The organism is Kitasatospora sp. NPDC048286 (assembly GCF_043201735.1).
GTDB lineage: Bacteria > Actinomycetota > Actinomycetes > Streptomycetales > Streptomycetaceae > Kitasatospora.
Window position 1 is genome coordinate 442,515 of the sequence record NZ_JBICZE010000006.1, and the last position, 18,466, is coordinate 460,980.

The window sequence follows — 18,466 nt, forward strand, 5'->3', positions numbered from 1 at the left end:
CTGGCAGTCACCGATGGCATGAAGCCCCGGCTGTGAGCCCGCCCGGCATCCTGTACGTTCCTCTAAGGAGGGGAATCCCGCAGCCCAGGTGTTCGCCGGGTGCTACCTACGACCGTAATCCCGGCCGTGACGCGAGGGCTACGGACCCGCACACGCCCCTACGGCCAGGCCCTATCGTTACCCCTTCGTTCCTTCCCCCAAGCCCCGTTAAGGAGTCCGCGGATGCGCGTCCGTGACCTGCTCGCCCCCGGCGCCCCGGGACTGCGCCTGCTCGCGGCCGAGGAAGAGCTGGACCGGCAGGTCAGCGGTGTGATGACGACGGACCTCCAGGACCCGGGCCGCTACCTGCACGGTGGCGAACTGGTGCTCACCGGCATGCTCTGGCGCACCGTCCCGGCCGACTCCGAGCGCTTCGTCCGCACCCTCGCGGCCGGCGGCGCGGTCGCTCTCGCGGCCGGCCAGGCCGAGGTCGGGCCGGTGCCCGAGGACCTGGTCGAGGCCTGCCGCCGGCACCGGATGCCGCTGCTCGTCGTCCCCGACGACGTCGCCTTCGGCACCGTCACCGAGTTCGTCGGGCGCCAGCTCTCCGCCGACCGCGCGGCCGACCTCGCCGCCCTGGTCGACCGGCACCGCCTGCTGGTCTCGGCGGCCGGCGGCGGCGGACTGGACGCGGTGCTGGACCTGCTCGGCGGCGACCTCGACCTGGACTGCTGGGTGCTCACCCCGACCGGCGCGGTGATCGCCGGCCCCGCCGACCGGCTCTGCGCCCAGGACCGCGACCAGCTGGTCCGCACCCACCTCGCCGCCCAGCGCCAGCGCCGCCGCCCCCCGCACCGGGCCCGGCTGGCGGACGGCTCGTACTCGCTGCTGCCCGCCCCGGCCCCGGTCCCCGACTCGGAGCCCACCCCCGCCCCCGCTGCCGGCGAGCCCGACGCGCCGCCGGCCGACTGCCCGCCGGCCGACTGGGTGCTCGTGGTCGCCGGCGACGTCACCGAGTGGACCACCAAGCGCCAGCAGCTCGCCGAGAACCTCGCCCGGCTGGTCGCCGCCGAGCGCCACCGCCGCGACGAGGGCCGCCGGCTGCGCCGCCGCCTCGCCGACGAGGTGCTCGCCCTGCTGCGCCGCGACGCCGACCCGGCCGAGATCAGCCGCAGCCTGTACGCCTCCTCGGCGATGGCCGCCCGCTACGAGGGCCCCGGGCGCAAGTCCCAGGCGCAGGACGACTCCTGGCTGGTGATCAGCGCCGAGGGCACCGGCCTGCCGGAGGGCGCCGTACGGGCGGTGCTGGAGGAGGCCCTCGGCGGCACCGACGACCGCGCCCTGATCGCCGGAACGGGCACCGGCGCCGTGGTGGTGCTGCCCGCCCTGGACGGCCCGGTGCCCGCCGACACGCTGCGCGAACTGCTCGCCCCGCTGGAGGCCGGGCTCGGCGCCGACGACCGGATCACCCTCGGCGTCTCCGCCCCCGCCTCCGGGGCCGGCGGCCTGCGCGGCGCCCTGGAGGAGGCCCGGCACGCCCGCCGGATCGCCGCCTCCCGGAGCGGCCGGGTCTGCGTCGCGGGCCCCGAGGAGCTCGCCTCGCACGTCCTGCTGCTGGCCGCCGTCCCGGACGAGGTGCGCCGCGCCTTCCGCGGCCGGCTGCTGGACAAGGTGATCGCGTACGACACGGAGCACCAGGCGGACCTGGTCCGCACCCTGGAGGCCTTCCTGCGCTCGGACGGCTCCTGGACCCGCTGCGCCGCGCAGCTGCACGTCCACGTGAACACCCTGCGGTACCGGATCGGCCGGATCGAGGAGCTGACCGGGCGTGACCTCTCCCGGCTGGAGGACCGGGTGGACTTCTACCTGGCGCTGGAGCTGGCCTGACGCCGCACCCGCCCGGACATGCGACAGGGCCCGCCGCGACCACGGTCGCGGCGGGCCCTGCCCGTACGGTTCGCTACTGCCGGTCGGTCACTGCACCGGGATGACGGAGGTCAGCCACTGGAAGGCGGACGGGACCATCTTCTTCCACTGCTCGGTGGTGTGCGGGCCGGAGCCCTCCTCGACCTGGACGGTGGTCGGGGCCTTGGCCGCGGTGCGGATCGCCTCGCCGTCCTCGAAGCCGTCCCCCTTGGAGCCGCTGACCAGCAGGGCGACCTTCGGCGGCTGCGCGGCGGTCTTCAGGATGTTGACCGGGTTGTTGGCCTCGCGCAGCTTGGCGTCCTTGCCGACCAGGGAGTCCGGCTCCTGGGCCGGGTCGTTGTAGCCGGACATCGCGATGGCGGCCCGGTACCGGTTGGGGTGGGCCAGCGACAGCTTGGCCGCGCAGTGGGCGCCGGCCGAGTAGCCGGCGATCGCCCAGCGGTCCGCGGACGGGTCGGCGCGGAAGTTGTCCAGCACCATCTGCGGGACGTCGCGGGTGATCCAGGCGTCGGCGTTGATCTTGCCGGGGATGTCGGTGCAGCCCGCGTCCTGGTTGTTCAGCAGCTTCGTGCGGGGCGAGACCAGGATGAACGGGGCGACCTTGCCCTGCTGCATCAGCGGCTTGAGCTGGTCGGAGACCTTGAGGGTGCCGTACCAGGTGGAGGAGGAGCCGGGGTAGCCGGGGATCAGCTCGACCACGGGGAACTTCTTGTCCTTGAACGCCGGGTCGTTGTACTGCGGCGGCAGCCAGACCAGCACCTCGCCGTCGACGCCGGAGACCTGGCCCTTGAGCTCGGTCCGCTGCACGTCCTTCGGTACCGCCGGGTCGTCGACGCCGCCGAAGCTCTGCTTGACCTTCGGCGGCTCCTTGGCGGCGTCGGCGGCGCTCTGGCCCGGTGCGGCCGCGGCCGGGTCGACCGGGGTCACCACGGGCACCGCGCGGACGTGGTTGCCGGTGCCGAGCAGGTCGTCCCAGTTGCCGTAGATCAGGTTGGCGTTGTTGACCATCACGAAGACCATCAGGACGGCCGTGACCTGGCAGAACATGATCATGACGATCCGAGTGAGGTACCGCACCGGCTCGGGGCCGCCGACCTTCCCCCAGAACAGCAGCGCCACCGCGATGGAGACCGGCACCAGGATGACGGTGAGGAGGAAGAATGGCGTACCTGTCAGTTCCATCGATTCTCGTATCCGGGTCGCACGCCGCCCGGGCCCCACTCGCCCGGACGCACGTCAATGGCATCAGACGGCGATGGACCGATGATCGGTTGCCGTCCGAATCTGTGCGGAACCTGAGAGGAACATCACGTTCTCGTGATGAACCCCCTTCGGATCGGCGCCTAAGTCTGCCACCCGAACGGACGCCGTCCGGACCAGGTGCTCAGCGAACTACCAGGAAAGGTCCCCCGGGGCACCATACCTCCCAGGCCGTTCGAGCTGCCGGGCGAGGCGGTGCGATCGCGTGCGGCCCGGGCAGGGAGACTATGGGGATGAGCATCACCCGCTTTCGCCCGTCCCGCCGCTTCTGGCCCGTGTGCGCCGTTCTGGCACTCGCGGTCACCGCGGCCGGTTGCAGCAGTACCGGAGGCAGACGCGCCGAGGAGGCCCGCGCCAAGGCCGCGGCCACCGGCGGCAGCGCCGTCACCACCCCGCGCTGGAAGGTCGCCATGGTGACCCACGCCGGAGCCGGCGACGCCTTCTGGGACACTGTGCGCAAGGGCGCCGAGCAGGCCGCCGCCAAGGACAACATCACCTTCCTGTACTCCAACGACGCGCAGACCCAGAACCAGGTCCAGCTCGTCCAGGCCGCCATCGACCAGAAGGTCGACGGCCTGCTGGTCACCCTCGCCAAGGGCGACGCCATGGCCGACGTCCTCGGCAAGGCCAAGGCCGCCGGCATCCCCGTGATCACGATCAACTCCGGTCAGGAGTTCTCGCAGAAGTTCGGCGCGCTGACCCACGTCGGCCAGGACGAGTCCACCGCCGGCCAGGCGGCCGGCGCCGAGCTGGCCTCGCGCGGCCGCAAGAACACCCTCTGCGTGATCCACGAGCAGGGCAACGTCGGCCAGGAGCAGCGCTGCTCCGGCGCCCAGTCCAAGGCCGGCGGAACGTTCCAGGTGCTCTACGTCAACGGCGTCGACATGCCCGACGCCCGCGCCGCGATCTCCGCCAAGCTCCAGGCCGACCCGTCCATCGACACCGTGCTCACCCTCTCCGGCCCGATGGCCGCCACCGGCCTCCAGGCCATCCAGGACGCCCACCGCGGCGTCGAGCTGGACACCTTCGACCTGGGCACCCAGGTGGTGTCCGGGCTGAAGTCCGGCAGCGTCGGCTTCGCCGTCGACCAGCAGCCCTACCTCCAGGGCTACACGGGCGTCGACCTGATCTGGCTGTACAAGTACAACCTGAACATGCTCGGCGGCGGCAAGCCCGTCGAGACCGGCCCGCAGATCCTGACCAAGGACAACGCCGACGCGCTCGCCGAGTACGTCGCGAGGGGGACCAGGTGAGCACCCCCGACCTCCTCGCCAGGGACGGCCTGCTCGACGACCGTCCGGCGGCCCTGCGGCGGCTCCTCGCCCGCCCCGAGCTCGGCTCGCTGATCGCCGCCGTCGCGGTCTTCGCGGTCTTCGCCGCCGTCGCCGAACCCTTCCTGCGGGTCTCCTCGATGGGCACCGTGCTGTACGCGGCCTCCACCATCGGGATCATGGCGGTGCCGGTCTCGCTGCTGATGATCGGCGGCGAGTTCGACCTCTCGGCCGGCGTGCTGGTCACCACCGCCGCGCTGACCTCCTCGATGGTCTCGTACCAGTTCACCGCGGTGACCTGGGTCGGCGTGCTGGTCTCGCTGGCGACCACGCTGGCCATCGGCTGGTTCAACGGCTGGATGCTCGGCCGCACCAGGCTGCCCAGCTTCATCGTCACGCTCGGCACCTTCCTGATGCTGACCGGCGCCAACCTGGGCGTCACCAAGGCGATCTCCGGCACCGTCTCCACCAGGTCGATCGCCGACATGGAGGGCTTCGCCTCCTGCCGGTGGCTGTTCGCCTCCGAGGTCACCATCGGCGGACTGGCGATCAAGGCCACCGTCTGGTGGTGGCTCGGCCTGCTCGTGGTCGGCAGCTGGGTGCTGCTGCGCACCCGCTTCGGCAACTGGATCTTCGCGGTCGGCGGCGACGCGGACGCGGCCCGCGCGGTCGGCGTGCCGGTCGCCCGGACGAAGACCCTGCTCTACCTGGGCGTCGGCTTCGGCGCCTGGGTGCTCGGCCAGCACCTGCTGTTCTCCTTCGACACCGTGCAGTCCGGCGAGGGCGTCGGCAACGAGCTGATCTACATCGTCGCGGCCGTCATCGGCGGCTGCCTGATCACCGGCGGCTACGGCTCGGTGGTCGGCTCCGCGCTCGGCGCGCTGATCTTCGGCATGGCCAGCAAGGGGATCATCTACGCCCAGTGGAACCCGGACTGGTTCAAGTTCTTCCTCGGCGCGATGCTGCTGCTGGCCGCGCTGCTGAACGCCTACGTCAAGCGCCGGGCCGAGCGGGGGCCGCGATGAGCAAGGACGTTTCGGCGGCCTCCACGGCCTCCACGGCCTCCATCGGGGACGAGCTGCTCTCCCTGGACGGCGTGGGCAAGAGCTACGGCACCGTCCGGGCGCTGCAGGACGTCTCGCTGACCCTGCGGGCCGGCGAGATCAGCTGCGTGCTCGGCGACAACGGGGCCGGCAAGTCCACCCTGATCAAGATCATCTCGGGGCTGCACCAGCACGACGAGGGCACCCTGACCGTCGGTGGCGAGGAGGTCCGCTTCGCCTCCCCGCGCCAGGCCCTGGACCGCGGCATCGCCACGGTCTACCAGGACCTTGCGGTCGTCCCGCTGATGCCGGTCTGGCGCAACTTCTTCCTCGGCTCCGAGCAGGGCATGCGCCGCTGGGGCGGCCTGCGGCTGGACGCCGACGGGATGCGCGCCACCACCCGCGAGGCGCTCGCCAGGATGGGCATCGACCTGCACGACGTCGACCGGCCGATCGGCACCCTCTCCGGCGGACAGCGCCAGTGCGTGGCGATCGCCCGCGCGGTGCACTTCGGGGCCAGGGTGCTGATCCTGGACGAGCCCACCGCCGCGCTCGGCGTCAAGCAGTCCGGGGTGGTGCTCAAGTACGTCACCGCCGCCCGCGACGCCGGACTCGGGGTCGTGCTGATCACCCACAACCCGCACCACGCGTACCTGGTCGGCGACCACTTCACGCTGCTCAAGCGGGGGCGGATGGCGGGCAGCCACCCGCGAGCCGAGATCAGCCTCGAACAGCTCACCACCGAGATGGCCGGCGGCTCCGACCTCGCGGAGCTCTCGCACGAGCTGGCCAGGCCGTCCGTCTCCGGTCCGTCCGTCTCCAATCCGTTCGCCACCGGCCCCTCCGACTCCGGAGATTCCGACTCCGATCCGTCCGACCCCCGTGAGGAGCGTCCGCAGCTGTGACCAGCTCCCAAGGCAGCACCCGGCCGCCCGTCCTGCCCACCCTGCTCGGCCTCGGCCCGCGCGCCGAGCGTCGCCGCCGCGCCCTGCCCGCCGGGATACTGCGACTGCCCACCATCGGCGTCGACATCGGCGGCACCAAGGTGGTCGCCGGGGTGGTGGACGGCGAGGGCAAGGTGCTGGAGAAGCTGCGCACGGACACGCCGCACAAGAGCAAGAGCCCCAAGGTCGTCGAGGACGTCATCGTCGACCTGGTGCTCCAGCTCGCCGACCGGCACGACGTCCACGCCGTCGGCATCGGCGCGGCCGGCTGGGTCGACGCCGACCGCTCCAAGGTGCTGTTCGCCCCGCACCTCAACTGGCGCAACGAGCCGCTCCAGGAGGCGCTCAGCGAGCGGCTGCGGTTCCCGGTGATCGTGGAGAACGACGCCAACGCGGCCGCCTGGGCCGAGTGGCGCTTCGGCGCCGGCCGCGGCGAGGACCACATGGTGATGCTGACCCTGGGCACCGGCATCGGCGGCGCGGTGGTCCGGGACGGCTACGTGGACCGCGGCAAGTACGGCCTGGCGGGCGAGTTCGGGCACATGCAGGTGCTGCCCGGCGGCCACCGCTGCCCGTGCGGCAACCGGGGCTGCTGGGAGCAGTACTCCTCCGGCAACGCGCTGGTGCGCGACGCGCGCGAACTGGTCGCCGAGGAGTCGCCGGTGGTGCAGCCGCTGCTGGCCCGGGCCGGCGGCACGGTCGAGGGCATCACCGGGCCGCTGGTCACCGAGGCCGCCCAGGACGGCGACGCGACCGCGACCGAGCTGCTCTACGAGGTCGGCACCTGGCTCGGCGTCGGCATCGCCAACCTGGCCGCCGCGCTGGACCCGGGCCGCTTCGTGATCGGCGGCGGGGTCTCCGAGGCGGGCGACCTGCTGCTCGGCCCCGCCCGGGACACCTTCCGCCGTACCCTCACCGGACGGGGCTTCCGCCCGGAGGCCGCCATCGTGCACGCCGCCCTCGGCAACGAGGCCGGCCTGGTCGGCGCGGCCGACCTGGCCCGGCAGGTGGCGCGGCGCTTCCGCACGATCAAGCGGCGGCGGGTGGAGCGCAGCGCGCTGTAGCGGGGAGCCGCTGACGACGAACGGCCGACGACGAACGGCCGACAGCCGATAGCTGACAACAAACAGCCGACAGATTTCAGCCGACAGATTTCGTTTTCTGTCATCTGAAACCTGTCGGCTGTTGCCGTTCCGCTTCCACCGGATCTGCCCCGCCGACCCGTCAACTACCCATTGATATCGGCGCGGTGTGGTTGTCGGATCATGCCTCCTGTGGAACAACTGATGAGTTGACGTCGACTCAGGAGGACTCGCATGAGAGCTCTGGCCCGTCTCGCGCCGTCTCTGTTACTCACCACCGCACTGGTCTGGTCCGGCGTCGGACCGGCCGGCGCCGCGGCCCCGCCGTCGAAGGTGCCGGAGGCGGTGGGCTGGGGCGGGGCGGTGGCCACCGTCGACGCCGACGCCACCGCCGCCGGCATCGAGGTGCTGCGCAACGGCGGCAACGCGGTGGACGCGGCCGTCGCCGCTGCCGCGGCCCTCGGGGTCACCGAGCCGTACTCCTCCGGCATCGGCGGCGGCGGGTACTTCGTCTACTACGACCACGCCACCGGCCGGGTGCACACCATCGACGGCCGCGAGACCGCCGGCCGCACCGCCGACAGCGGCCTCTTCCTGGAGGACGGCAAACCCCTGGCCTTCGCCGACGCCGTCACCAGCGGCCTGTCCGTCGGCGTCCCGGGCACCCCCGCCACCTGGGACGCCGCGCTGCGCCACTGGGGCACCCGCTCGCTCGCCCGGAACCTCGAACCGGCCGAGCGGATCGCCGACAACGGCTTCGTCGTGGACGACACCTTCCGCAACCAGACCGCCGACAACTACGCCCGGTTCAAGGACTTCCCGGCGACCGCCAAGCTCTACCTGCCGAACGGCAAGCCCCCCGAGACCGGCAGCGTGCAGCGCAACCCCGACCTCGCCGCCACCTACCGGCTGCTCGCCAAGGACGGCGTCAAGGCCTTCTACCAGGGCGAGTTGGCCCGGGACATCGCCGACACCGTGCAGCACCCGCCGGTCGACCCGGCCTCCGGCCGGGGCGTCCGCCCCGGCAAGGTCGACACCACCGACCTCGCCGACTACCGGGTCCGCGACCAGGCGCCCACCCACGTCTCCCACGGCGCCTACGACGTCTACGCGATGGCCCCGTCCAGCTCCGGCGGCACCACCGTCGGCGAGGCGCTCAACATCCTGGAGGACGGCGGCGACGTCTCCGCCTACAGCAGCACCCAGTACTACCACCACTTCCTGGAGGCCTCCCGGATCTCCTTCGCCGACCGCAACCGGTGGGTCGGCGACCCGGCCTTCACCGACGTCCCCACCAGGCAGCTGCTCTCCGAGCGCCACGCCGCCGCCCGGGCCTGCCTGATCAGCCCGGACCACGCGCTCACCAGCCCGCTCGCCCCCGGCGACCCGAGCCACCCCGCGCCCTGCGCCGACACCGGCCAGGCCGTCCCCGAGCCGTACGAGGGCCCCAACACCACCCACCTGACGGTCGCCGACCGATGGGGCAACATCGTCTCCTACACGCTCACCATCGAGCAGACCGGCGGCAGCGGCATCACCGTCCCCGGCCGGGGCTTCCTGCTCAACAACGAGCTGACCGACTTCGACTTCACCCCGCTCGCCCCGGGCGTCCCCGACCCCAACCTGCCGGGCCCGGGCAAGCGGCCGCGCTCCTCGATGTCCCCGACGATCGTGCTGCGCGACGGCGAGCCGCTGCTCGCCACCGGCAGCCCGGGAGGCGCGACCATCATCACCACCACCCTCCAGGTGCTGCTCGGGCGGCTCGACCGGGGCCTGAGCCTGGAGCAGGCCATCGCCGCGCCGCGCGCCAGCCAGCGCAACAGCGCCGCGACCCAGGCCGAGCCCGGCTTCCTGGCCCTGCCCGAACGGGCCGCGCTGGAGGGCCTCGGGCACAGCTTCGTCAACGGCGGCGAGATCGGCGCCGCCACCGGCGTGGAACGGCTGCCGGATGGCCGCTGGGTGGCCGCCGCGGAACCGGTGCGGCGCGGCGGCGGCTCGGCCGCGGTGGTCCGGCCCGCACGCTGATCGGACCGGCCTGTCGGTGCCGGGCGGTATGTTCGGGGTGGGCCTCCCGGGAGGGGAGGCCCACCCCGTCCGTCATGCCCGTCCGCACATCCGTCGCACACCCGTCCGCACCGAACCACCGGGAAGGCCGCCCGCCGTGACCGTCCGCATCGCCACCTGGAACATCAACTCCGTCACCGCGCGGCTGCCCAAGCTCCTGGAGTGGCTGGAGAGCGCCAAGCCCGACGTGCTCTGCCTCCAGGAGCTCAAGTGCGCGGCCGACGCCTTCCCGTACGAGGCGGTCCGCGAGCTCGGCTACGAGACGGCCGCGCACGGCACCGGCCGCTGGAACGGCGTCGCGATCGTCTCCCGGCTCGGCCTGGAGGACGTCGTGCGCGGCCTGCCCGACCAGCCCGGCTACCTCGCCGACGGCGCCCTGCTGCCCGAGGTCGAGCCGCGCGCCGTCGCCGCCACCTGCGGCCCGGTCCGGGTCTGGTCGGTGTACGTGCCCAACGGCCGCGAGGTCGGCCACGCGCACTACCGGTACAAGCTGGAGTGGCTGGAGGCGCTGCGCAAGGCCGCCGCCGAGGACGCCGCCGGCTCCCGCCCGTTCGCCGTCCTCGGGGACTTCAACATCGCCCCGACCGACGAGGACGTCTTCGACACCGCCGCCTTCGAGGGCCTCACCCACGTCACCCCGGTCGAGCGCGCCGCGCTCACGGCCCTCGGCGAGATCGGCCTCCAGGACGTGCTGCCCCGCCCGCTCAAGTACGACCGCCCCTACACCTACTGGGACTACCGCCAGCTGGCCTTCCCCAAGAACCGCGGCATGCGGATCGACCTCACCTACGCCAACAAGCCCTTCGCCGACGCCGTCACCGACAGCTACGTGGACCGCGAGGCCCGCAAGGGCAAGGGCACCTCGGACCACGCGCCGGTCGTGGTGGACCTCGACCTCTGATCCGCTCGGCGGGCGGCACGGCAGTGGGCACGGCGGCGCCATGACCGGCATCACAGCGGGTCATGGGCCGTAACCCGAACGGGTGTGAGCGCTGGCCGGGCGTGAGGCGGGTACCTACCGTCGGTGAATGACCGGGTGCGGTTGATTGACCACGTGGACATGGGAGTCCCCGGCCGCGCCCGAGAATCCCGGAGGTTCCGGCATGCGCCCCATGTGTACGGCCGCCGCCGCCCTGATCGGCGCGACGGTGCTGACCAGCCTGACGGCCCCCCTCGCATCCGCCAGGGACGGCTCCGCCTCGGTCAGCCCGTCCCAGGCCGCACCGGGCCAGACCGTGACGGTCACGGTCTCCTGCGAGAAGTCGGACAAGCCCGACGCCAAGACCATCACCGCCCGCTCCGCCGCCTTCGAAGGCGGTCCGGCGACCCTCACCCTGGGCCCCGACGGCAAGCACAGCGGCTCCGCCCGGCTGGCCGACCAGCACGCCGGGGACAGCAGGGTCGACGGCACCTGCCCGGACGGCGGGGCCTTCGCCACCACCGTGACCTCCACCACCCCCGACAGGAGCCTCGGCGAGTGGGGCGAGGCCGCGGGGGAGTGGGCCGGCTCGCTCGGGCAGTCCGGCGCCGACAGCCGGCAGGTCGCCCCGCACGGCTCCGTGCAGACCGGCCTCGGCGGCTCGGTCGCGGCGAACCCGGCGGAACTGGCCGGCGGCCTCGCGCTGGTCGCGGGCGGCGTCGGCGGCTTCTGGCTGCTGCGGAGGCGCGGTGCCTGAGGCCTCGCCCCGCGCCCGAGGGCGCGTCCCCGTGTCGTGCCGCCGGAACCCTTGAGGATCGGCGGTGCGGCGGCATGTCGGACGGTCGGACGGTCCGGTGATCCGGCGACCCGGCTGTCCGGTGATCCGACGACCCGGCGGTCAGGAGATCAGGCGGTCTGCGGCCCGGCGCCCTCGCCGGCCTCGCGGTGGAGCCGCTCCTGGTGCCGGAGGGTGCCGTCCGCCAGCAGGTACTGGGCCAGCACATAGGTCGCCATGATCCAGAACTGATGGCCCGGCAGCTCCCGCCACTTCGCCAGCTGGGTGGCGATCAGCGTGTCGGAGAGCAGGAACAGCGCCCCGCCCAGCCCGGTCCGCCAGCCCAGCCCGGCCGAGGTGACGGCCGTCGAGGCCAGCAGCAGGCTGTAGCCGGCCACCGGCACGCGCAGGTCCCCGAGGTCCGGCCAGAGCTGCCCGACCAGGGCCACCCAGGCCGTCGCGTACGCGGCCGCGACCACCAGGGCCCGGCGGCGGTCACTGAGCGCGCCGCGCTGGACGAACATCGTCACGTAGCAGACGTGCGCCGCCGCGAACGAGCCCATGCCCGCGAGGAACGCGGGGTCGTTCTTCAGCTGGAGCAGCACGTCCCCGCCCGCGCTCAGCAGCAGCGCCGGCGCCAGCAGCTTCGGCGCCTCCCGTCCGGCCTTCGCGGCCGCCGTCACGCTGTGCGCGGCCAGCAGTGGCATCAGGGCCGGCTTGGTGGCGTTCTGGAGCACCGAGACACCGGAGGCGATCGCGCCCAGGTGCGCCGCCGAGGTGGCCGCGAAGCCGCCCAGCAGGCCGGTGGCCGAGCGCAGGCGTGCTCCGAGGCCGACGCGGTTGGTGGTACGGACGGTCATGCGTGCGCCTCTCGGTGATCTGCTGCTTAGGACCGACCCTAGAGGAGCCGGAGCGGCGGCGGAAGAGTCGGTTACCGGTGCGTAACCCCCGTCGGGCGTGGCGGATGACGGGGCGGCCGGTTAGCGGAGCGCGGGCGCCCGCTTCGAGGGCTCTTGCGGAGAGTTCCTCAGGAGGGCGGTTGCTGCCGTCGGGTGACCCGGGCACCGTCTAGTCTGGACCCCGACATGGATCAGCAGGAGTACGCGGTCGGCGCCACCCGGGTGGCCGCCGGCAGGCCGGACGGACGTACGGGCGGGGCAGGACGGGGAACCGCCGACGCCGTCCTCGCCGTACGCGAAGCCGGGCCCGCCGCCGACGTCACGCTCTCGCCCGACCCCGGACTGCTGCGCCTGGCCCACTGGTTCGCCGCCGCCACCCCCGGCACCGCCGACGACCTCTGCGCCGCCTCCTTCGGCCTCTACCCGGCGCGCCACCTCGGCGGCGCCGCCGAACCCGCCGCCGAGCCCGGCGTCAGCTGGTGGCACGGCCCCACCGCGCACGGCGCCACACCCGTCCGCCCCCGCGAGGACCGCACCGACGGCGGCCTGCGCCGCGCCCGGCGCGACGACGCCGCACTGCCCGTCGTCCGGTCAGGTGCCAAGCCGGGCAGGCCGGGTCGGCATCGCAGGCCCGAGGGCACGCCGGTGGCGCGGCTCACCGTGACGGCGCAGGATCGTTCCGGCGAGGAGCTCCCCGCGGCCGAACGCCGGATCGCCGCCCGGCTGTTGCTCGCCCATCCGCTGGTCACTGCCTCCGGCCCGCACGCCGACGGCTTCCCGCTGATCCGCCGTCACCGAGACTGGCTCGCCGAGCGCTTCGACACCCTGCTCGGCTACCGCCTCGTGGTCGGCCCCTGGCACGCCCGGCTCTGCAAGGCCGGCCTCGGCGCCGACGCCGCCCGCCGCCTCGAACACCCCGTCACCGGCGCGCCGTTCACCCCGGCCGGTTACGCCCAACTCGCCCTCGCGCTGGCCCTGTTGGTCGACGCCCCGGAGGAGCTGGGACACCGGCGGCTGCTCGACGCGATGGGCGCCGCCGCACCCGAACTCGCCGCCGAACCGGCCGACCTCGACATGGCGCTGGCCGCGCTGGCCGGCTGGCAGGTGCTCGGCGAGCTGCCCGCCGACCCGGCCGACGACTCCTTCGTGCTGACCGTGGACCGCGAACTCGCCCGGGCCGTCCCGGCCGGCCCGCCCGCCCTCGCCGACGACGCCGACGACCTGATCCGCCGCGCCGCCGAGGCCGAACCCGCCACCGCCGTCCGCCGCCTGCTCGCCGAGACGCCCGCCGTCCTGGCCGCCGACCTCCCCGAGGACCACCGGGCCTGGCTGACCGAGCACCGGCTCAGCGGCCCGGCGGCGCTCGCCGAGTTCCTCGGCCTCGAGGCCGAACTCCGGGCCGAGGGCGTCGCCCTGCTCGACCCGGCCGCCGAACTCACCGACCTCGCCCTCCCCGGCGCCGGCACCCTCGCCCAGGCCGCCCTGCTGCTGGTCGAGCGCCTGGTGGAGGAGGTCCGCCCGCTGCCCGGCGAGACGGTGGCCGGCGACGTCGTGATCCCGGACGCGCTGATAGACGGAGTCCTCGGCGACATCGCGGACGAGTACGGCCTCCCCGCCCGCTACCTCGCCGACCGCACCGCCCTGCGGCGCGACGCCCTCGACCTGCTCCACCGCCTCGCCCTGATCGCCCCCACCCCCCACCCCACCCGGCCCCCGGCCTGGCGCCTGCGCCCCCCGGCGGCCCGCTTCGCCCCGGCACCCGACCTCCACCCCACTCCCGGCACCGGCCGCCACTCCCGCCCCGGCCCGTTCGTCCCGCTCCCGCCCGGCCCCCGCACCGAACAGCGGGCGTAGCGGGGCCTGCGCCCCCCGGCGGCCCGCTTCGCCTCGGCGCCCGATCTTCACCCCGTCCCGGTTACCGGCCGCCCGTCACGCCTCGGCGCCCGACCTCCACCCCGTCCCCGGTATCGGCCGTCACTCCCGTCCCGGCCCGCTCGTCGCGCCCGTCAGTGACCGGCCGGGGGGGTACCCGCTCGGTGGTGGCGGAAAGCAAGAAGCACCGCGTCCGGTGTGGGACCGCGGTGCCGGGTGGGGCGGGTTGCTACTTGCTGGCGGAGGCGCTGGTGACGGGGCCGTGTTCGACGGTTTCCACGGTGGCGCCGACGCCCAGGGTGCCGAGGGCGATCGAGGCGAGGACGGCGGTGACGGCGAGCAGCCGGCGGTGCCGTTGGGGCAGGGGGAAGCGCGGTTCCTGGAAGGGCGCCTGAGGGCTGGCGTTCATGACAGGGAGGTTTCCAGGGCGGTGTGAACGGTCGGTACGCGCGGGTGAAGTCCGGACGGGGGTTGGGCGTCGGTTGGCCGCATATGCCCCACCCGTCGCCGGGCGGGGCATATGTGCTGGTCAGCGGCGTGTGTTCGACTCGCCGACGACCTCGCGGACGGCGTCCCGCAGGCCGTGCGGCGGGTGGAGGCGGGAGGGGCCGGCGGCCGGGTCCTCGCGGAGCTCCTTCACCAGCGAGACGCACAGCAGTAGCATCACCACCACGAACGGCAGTGCGACCAGGATCGTCGCGTTCTGGAGCGCGGTGAGTCCGCCGGCCAGCAGCAGGGCCGCCGCGACGCCGCCCATGAGTACGCCCCAGACCACCACCAGCCAGGTGCGCGGGTGCAGCGAGCCCCGGCTGGAGAGCGAGCCGAGCACCAGCGAGGCGGAGTCGGCGCTGGTGATGAAGAAGGTCATCACCAGCAGCACCGCGATCACGCTGGTCACCGAGCCGAGCGGCAGCGAGCGCAGCATCTCGAACAGCGAGGCCTCCGGGCCCTGCGGGATGGTCGCGACGAGGTCGGCCGCACCGGTGGTGACCAGCCGGATCGCCGTGCCGCCCATCACGCAGAACCAGATGACCGTCGCCCCGCTGGGCACCAGCAGCACGCCGAGCAGGAATTGCCGGACGGTGCGGCCGCGCGAGATCCGCGCGATGAAGGTGCCGACGAAGGGCGCCCAGGACAGCCACCAGGCCCAGTAGAAGATCGTCCAGGAGCCGAGCCAGGCCTCGTCGGTGAAGGCGCCGGTCTGGGTGGACATCACGAGCAGGTCGGAGAGGTAACCGCCGACCGAGGAGGGGATCGCGTCGAGGGCGAACACCGTCGGGCCGAACACGAAGACGAAGAGCATGATCAGCGAGGCCAGGACGACGTTCGCGGTGGAGAGCCACTTCACGCCCTTGTGCACCCCGGAGAACGCGGAGACCACGAACGCGGCGGTCAGCGAGCCGATGATGACCAACTGGGCGTTCTGGGTGTTGCGGACGGAGGAGATGTAGCCGAGCCCGTCGGCGACCTGGAGCGCGCCGAGGCCGAGGCTGGTCGCGGAGCCGAAGACGGTCGCGAACACGGCCAGCAGGTCGATCGTCCGCCCCGGCCAGCCGTCCGCGCCGCGCTGCCCGATCAGCGGGACGAAGGCGGCGGAGATCCGGTTGCCCCGGCCCTTGCGGAAGGCGGTGTAGGCGAGGGCCAGGCCGCCGACCGCGTAGATCGCCCACGGGTGCAGGGTCCAGTGGAAGAGCGAGAACTCCAGGGCCTGCTGGGCGGCGGCCGCGCTCTGCGGTGCCAGACCGGAGCCGGGCTGCGGGGTGGCGAAGAGCTGGAGCGGCTCGCCGACGCCGTAGAACATCAGGCCGATGCCCATGCCGGCGCTGAACATCATGGCGATCCAGGCGAGGTTGGAGAACTCCGGCCGGTCGTCGTCGCGGCCGAGCCTGATCCGGCCGAACCGGCTGAACGCGAGCAGCACGCTGAGCACCAGGAAGACGTCGGCGGCCACCACGAACAGCCAGCCGAAGTTGTGCAGCACCCAGCCGAGCGCCGTGTCGGAGGTGCGGCCGAGCGAGTCCTCGGCGAAGACGCCCCAGGCGACCACCGCCAGGACCAGGACCGCGCCGATGCCGAACACCGCCCGGTCGGCCGGAAGGGTCGCGGCGGGTTCGTCGGGCTCCTTCGCGGGCTGGTCGGGCGGGGGTGGCTGGCTGCTCATCGGATGGACCTCTCGACATACTCGGGGGGCTCGGCACGCTCGGAATCAAGCTGTATGTCGCACTATGTCCAGTTCACTCCGCCGGTGGCGGGACGGCGCGCCGGGGACGCGCCGGGTCGGGATTCACGTCCCGTCAGGCCGCCCGCCCCTCGCCGTAGCCGTGCCCGGACTCGTGCCCGGAGTCGTGTGCGGTGGTGATGTAGTGGGAGAGCGCGCGGCGGTTGCGGGTGAGGTCCTCGATCCGGGAGTCCAGGTCGGCGAGTTCGTCGTGCAGGATGGCGAGCAGCTGCGGGCAGGCCTCCAGGACGGGGACGGGGCCGGTGGCGCAGGGCAGCAGCTCGGCGATGACCCGGGTGCTCAGGCCGGCCGCGAGCAGGCTGCGGATCTGCCACACCCGGACGGTGTCCTCCTCGCCGTACTCGCGGTGGCCGGCCGTCGTCCGGCCCGGCCGGAGCAGGCCCTGCTCCTCGTAGTAGCGGAGCAGGCGGGTGGACACCCCGGTCAGGCGGGCGAGTTCTCCGATGCGCATGACCGGGCGAACGCCGCCGCCCGTCGGGGTGTTCCCGGGCGGCCTCGACTCGCTGTGAACTCCGCTGCCACGCCCGGCGGTTCGGGAGCGGAATCGGCCATCTACGGCTGTTCGCAGGTGAGTTCGGACGCGGGCCGGGGTTTCCCCGAGGGTCGGAACGGTAGGAGTCCAGACGGTGAGAAGGTCGGGCCGGGGAACGGGGGCCCGTCCAGGACGGCCTTCACGCCCCGGACGTGGTCGCGCGCACAGCCGAACCTCCAACGCTGACACGGAAGGAACACCGTTCATGGACAACGAGGTCCGTATTCCGAACGAAGCAACCCCGACACAGGACACACCGGCACGGGACGCCAGGGCACGGGACACCCGGGCACAGGACACCCGGACACCCGACGCCCCGGCGCGTGCGGCCGGGGACGGTGTGCCGCCCGCCGACGGCGTGGAGCGCCGGACGCTGCTGCGGATGGCCACCGCCGCCGGGGTGCTCGCCGCGCCGGTCCCGGCTGTCCCGGCGCTCGCCCCGGGCCGGGCGGCGGCCGCCGACGAGGGGGCCACGCCGGGCCCCGCGCCCGCCGCCGGGTCCTCGTCCGTGCCCGGGATCGTCAAACCGCTGCCCGCCGAGTGGTTCGTGTCGCGCGGCACCAACGCCGAGACGCGCTGGGACGCCTTCCGCGACGCCGACGGCGACGCCGTCGTCGGCCGCCACGTCCCGGTAGAACGGTTCTTCGTCCGCAACCACACCAGCACCCCGCTGATCGACCCCGACACCTGGCGCCTGCGGCTCTTCGGCAGCGGCCTGCGCGGCGGCCCGACGGCCGAGCACCCGGTCGAGTTCGGCCTCGAGGAGCTGCGGGAGCTGCCCTCCACCCGGATCAGCGCGCTGATCGAGTGCGCCGGCAACGGCCGCAGCTACTACGCCGGCCAGCAGGGCCAGCCCGTCCCGGGCACGCCGTGGACGCTGGGCGGCGTCGGCTCGGCGAGCTGGCGGGGCGTCCGGCTGGCCGAGGTGCTGCGGGCCGCGGGGCTGACCGGTGCGGCGGTGGACGTGCTGCCCGTCGGCCTGGACCCGGACTACGTCGTCGGCGGCACCAACTACGGCCCGGTGCGCCGCCCGTTGCCGATCGCCAAGGCGCTGGACGACGTGCTGCTCGCGTACGAGATGAACGGCGAGCCGCTGACCCCGGACCACGGCGCGCCGGCCCGGCTGGTGGTGCCCGGCTGGGTGGGCATCGCCTCGATCAAGTGGGTGGGCAGCCTGGAGGTCGCCGACCGTCCGCTGTACTCGCCGTGGAACACCGACTTCTACCGGATGTTCGGCCCGGACTACCCGCCCGGCGGTGGCGAGCCGCTCACCACCCAGGTGGTCAAGAGCGCGTTCGAGCTGGCGGCGGGCGCGCGGCTGGCGGCGGGCCGCCGGCACCGGCTGCGCGGGCGCTCGTGGTCCGGAGCGGCGGCGGTGCGCCGGGTCGAGGTGAGCGCCGACGGCGGCCGGACGTGGCGGCGCGCCGACCTGCGCGACGAGCCGCGGGCGGACGGCTGGACGCGCTGGAGCATCGACTGGCGCCCCGAGCGGCCCGGCCGGTACGAGCTGCGCGCCCGCGCGACGGACCGCCGGGGCAACACCCAGCCCGAGCGGGCGGTGTTCAACCGGGAGGGCTACCTGTTCGGAGCGGTGGTGGCCCACCCCGTGACGGCGGTCTGAGCGCTGTCGGTGTCCTGAGCCGTGTGCCCTGGGCCGCGCT

15 protein-coding genes are annotated in these 18,466 nt (G+C 73.7%); 10 read left to right on the forward strand and 5 right to left on the reverse strand.

The features are described 5' to 3' along the window. The first annotated feature begins 222 nt into the window (after positions 1 to 222). Positions 223 to 1,866, forward strand: a complete 1,644-nt coding sequence (locus ACGF13_RS17500) for a PucR family transcriptional regulator (protein WP_392875355.1) — start codon at positions 223 to 225, stop codon at positions 1,864 to 1,866. Positions 1,867 to 1,953: 87 nt separating this feature from the next. Here the strand turns inward: ACGF13_RS17500 and ACGF13_RS17505 are convergent, their stop codons facing one another. Further along, a complete protein-coding gene (locus tag ACGF13_RS17505; protein ID WP_392875358.1) occupies positions 1,954 to 3,087 on the reverse strand; it encodes an alpha/beta hydrolase in 1,134 nt (377 codons plus the stop codon). Positions 3,088 to 3,398: 311 nt separating this feature from the next. Here ACGF13_RS17505 and ACGF13_RS17510 point away from each other — a divergent pair, with 311 nt between their 5' ends. From ACGF13_RS17510 to ACGF13_RS17540, 7 genes are all read left to right on the forward strand, one after another. After that, complete coding sequence (locus tag ACGF13_RS17510) at positions 3,399 to 4,418, forward strand: substrate-binding domain-containing protein (protein ID WP_392875360.1); 1,020 nt, start codon at positions 3,399 to 3,401, stop codon at positions 4,416 to 4,418. Further along, positions 4,415 to 5,461, forward strand: a complete 1,047-nt coding sequence (locus tag ACGF13_RS17515; protein WP_392875363.1) for an ABC transporter permease — start codon at positions 4,415 to 4,417, stop codon at positions 5,459 to 5,461. The genes ACGF13_RS17510 and ACGF13_RS17515 overlap by 4 nt, the downstream gene beginning before the upstream one ends. Further along, the gene (locus tag ACGF13_RS17520; RefSeq protein WP_392875366.1) at positions 5,458 to 6,384 is read left to right on the forward strand and encodes an ATP-binding cassette domain-containing protein; all 927 of its coding nucleotides are present in this window, start codon (positions 5,458 to 5,460) and stop codon (positions 6,382 to 6,384) included. Before ACGF13_RS17515 ends, ACGF13_RS17520 begins: the two co-directional genes overlap by 4 nt. Then, positions 6,381 to 7,487: an ROK family glucokinase gene (locus ACGF13_RS17525; protein ID WP_392875369.1), complete on the forward strand. Its 1,107-nt coding sequence runs from the start codon at positions 6,381 to 6,383 to the stop codon at positions 7,485 to 7,487. Before ACGF13_RS17520 ends, ACGF13_RS17525 begins: the two co-directional genes overlap by 4 nt. Before the next feature lie 252 nt (positions 7,488 to 7,739). Next, a complete protein-coding gene (gene ggt / locus ACGF13_RS17530) occupies positions 7,740 to 9,530 on the forward strand; it encodes a gamma-glutamyltransferase (RefSeq protein ID WP_392875372.1) in 1,791 nt (596 codons plus the stop codon). Positions 9,531 to 9,666: 136 nt separating this feature from the next. Beyond that, the gene (locus ACGF13_RS17535) at positions 9,667 to 10,470 is read left to right on the forward strand and encodes an exodeoxyribonuclease III (protein WP_392875375.1); all 804 of its coding nucleotides are present in this window, start codon (positions 9,667 to 9,669) and stop codon (positions 10,468 to 10,470) included. A gap of 202 nt (positions 10,471 to 10,672) precedes the next feature. Further along, on the forward strand, positions 10,673 to 11,245 hold the full coding sequence (locus tag ACGF13_RS17540) for a hypothetical protein (RefSeq protein WP_392875377.1): 573 nt from the start codon (positions 10,673 to 10,675) through the stop codon (positions 11,243 to 11,245). 149 nt (positions 11,246 to 11,394) lie between these two features. On the opposite strand, the gene ACGF13_RS17545 is transcribed toward ACGF13_RS17540, so the two are convergent. Then, on the reverse strand, positions 11,395 to 12,123 hold the full coding sequence (locus ACGF13_RS17545) for a lysoplasmalogenase (protein WP_392875380.1): 729 nt from the start codon (positions 12,121 to 12,123) through the stop codon (positions 11,395 to 11,397). A 225-nt stretch (positions 12,124 to 12,348) separates the two neighbouring features. Here ACGF13_RS17545 and ACGF13_RS17550 point away from each other — a divergent pair, with 225 nt between their 5' ends. Further along, positions 12,349 to 14,016 carry a DUF2398 family protein gene (locus ACGF13_RS17550; RefSeq protein ID WP_392875383.1) on the forward strand — a complete coding sequence of 556 codons (1,668 nt, stop codon included), beginning with the start codon at positions 12,349 to 12,351 and terminating at the stop codon, positions 14,014 to 14,016. Positions 14,017 to 14,263: 247 nt separating this feature from the next. Here the strand turns inward: ACGF13_RS17550 and ACGF13_RS17555 are convergent, their stop codons facing one another. From ACGF13_RS17555 to ACGF13_RS17565, 3 genes are all read right to left on the reverse strand, one after another. Further along, positions 14,264 to 14,443, reverse strand: coding sequence for a hypothetical protein (locus tag ACGF13_RS17555; protein WP_392875385.1), 180 nt, complete (start codon positions 14,441 to 14,443; stop codon positions 14,264 to 14,266). A gap of 120 nt (positions 14,444 to 14,563) precedes the next feature. Then, positions 14,564 to 16,195 (reverse strand): BCCT family transporter, encoded by a 1,632-nt coding sequence (locus ACGF13_RS17560; protein WP_392875388.1) that lies wholly within the window; start codon positions 16,193 to 16,195, stop codon positions 14,564 to 14,566. A 133-nt stretch (positions 16,196 to 16,328) separates the two neighbouring features. Then, entirely contained in the window at positions 16,329 to 16,724 is a 396-nt protein-coding gene (locus ACGF13_RS17565) for a MerR family transcriptional regulator (protein WP_392875391.1), read from the reverse strand. Positions 16,725 to 17,187: 463 nt separating this feature from the next. On the opposite strand from ACGF13_RS17565, the gene ACGF13_RS17570 reads away from it, so the two are divergent. Next, positions 17,188 to 18,426 carry a sulfite oxidase gene (locus ACGF13_RS17570; RefSeq protein WP_392875797.1) on the forward strand — a complete coding sequence of 413 codons (1,239 nt, stop codon included), beginning with the start codon at positions 17,188 to 17,190 and terminating at the stop codon, positions 18,424 to 18,426. Positions 18,427 to 18,466: the final 40 nt, after the last annotated feature.

Bases quoted from the DNA above. Each gene is read 5' to 3' on its own strand.
- ACGF13_RS17540 (WP_392875377.1), top strand. From the start codon at position 10,673: ATGCGCCCCATGTGTACGGCCGCCGCCGCCCTGATCGGCGCGACGGTG.
- ACGF13_RS17570 (WP_392875797.1), top strand. From the start codon at position 17,188: ATGGCCACCGCCGCCGGGGTGCTCGCCGCGCCGGTCCCGGCTGTCCCG.
- ACGF13_RS17510 (WP_392875360.1), top strand. From the start codon at position 3,399: ATGAGCATCACCCGCTTTCGCCCGTCCCGCCGCTTCTGGCCCGTGTGC.
- ACGF13_RS17565 (WP_392875391.1), bottom strand. From the start codon at position 16,724: ATGCGCATCGGAGAACTCGCCCGCCTGACCGGGGTGTCCACCCGCCTG.
- ACGF13_RS17555 (WP_392875385.1), bottom strand. From the start codon at position 14,443: ATGAACGCCAGCCCTCAGGCGCCCTTCCAGGAACCGCGCTTCCCCCTG.
- ACGF13_RS17550 (WP_392875383.1), top strand. From the start codon at position 12,349: ATGGATCAGCAGGAGTACGCGGTCGGCGCCACCCGGGTGGCCGCCGGC.
- ACGF13_RS17505 (WP_392875358.1), bottom strand. From the start codon at position 3,087: ATGGAACTGACAGGTACGCCATTCTTCCTCCTCACCGTCATCCTGGTG.
- ACGF13_RS17545 (WP_392875380.1), bottom strand. From the start codon at position 12,123: ATGACCGTCCGTACCACCAACCGCGTCGGCCTCGGAGCACGCCTGCGC.
- ACGF13_RS17520 (WP_392875366.1), top strand. From the start codon at position 5,458: ATGAGCAAGGACGTTTCGGCGGCCTCCACGGCCTCCACGGCCTCCATC.
- ggt (WP_392875372.1), top strand. From the start codon at position 7,740: ATGAGAGCTCTGGCCCGTCTCGCGCCGTCTCTGTTACTCACCACCGCA.
- ACGF13_RS17560 (WP_392875388.1), bottom strand. From the start codon at position 16,195: ATGAGCAGCCAGCCACCCCCGCCCGACCAGCCCGCGAAGGAGCCCGAC.
- ACGF13_RS17500 (WP_392875355.1), top strand. From the start codon at position 223: ATGCGCGTCCGTGACCTGCTCGCCCCCGGCGCCCCGGGACTGCGCCTG.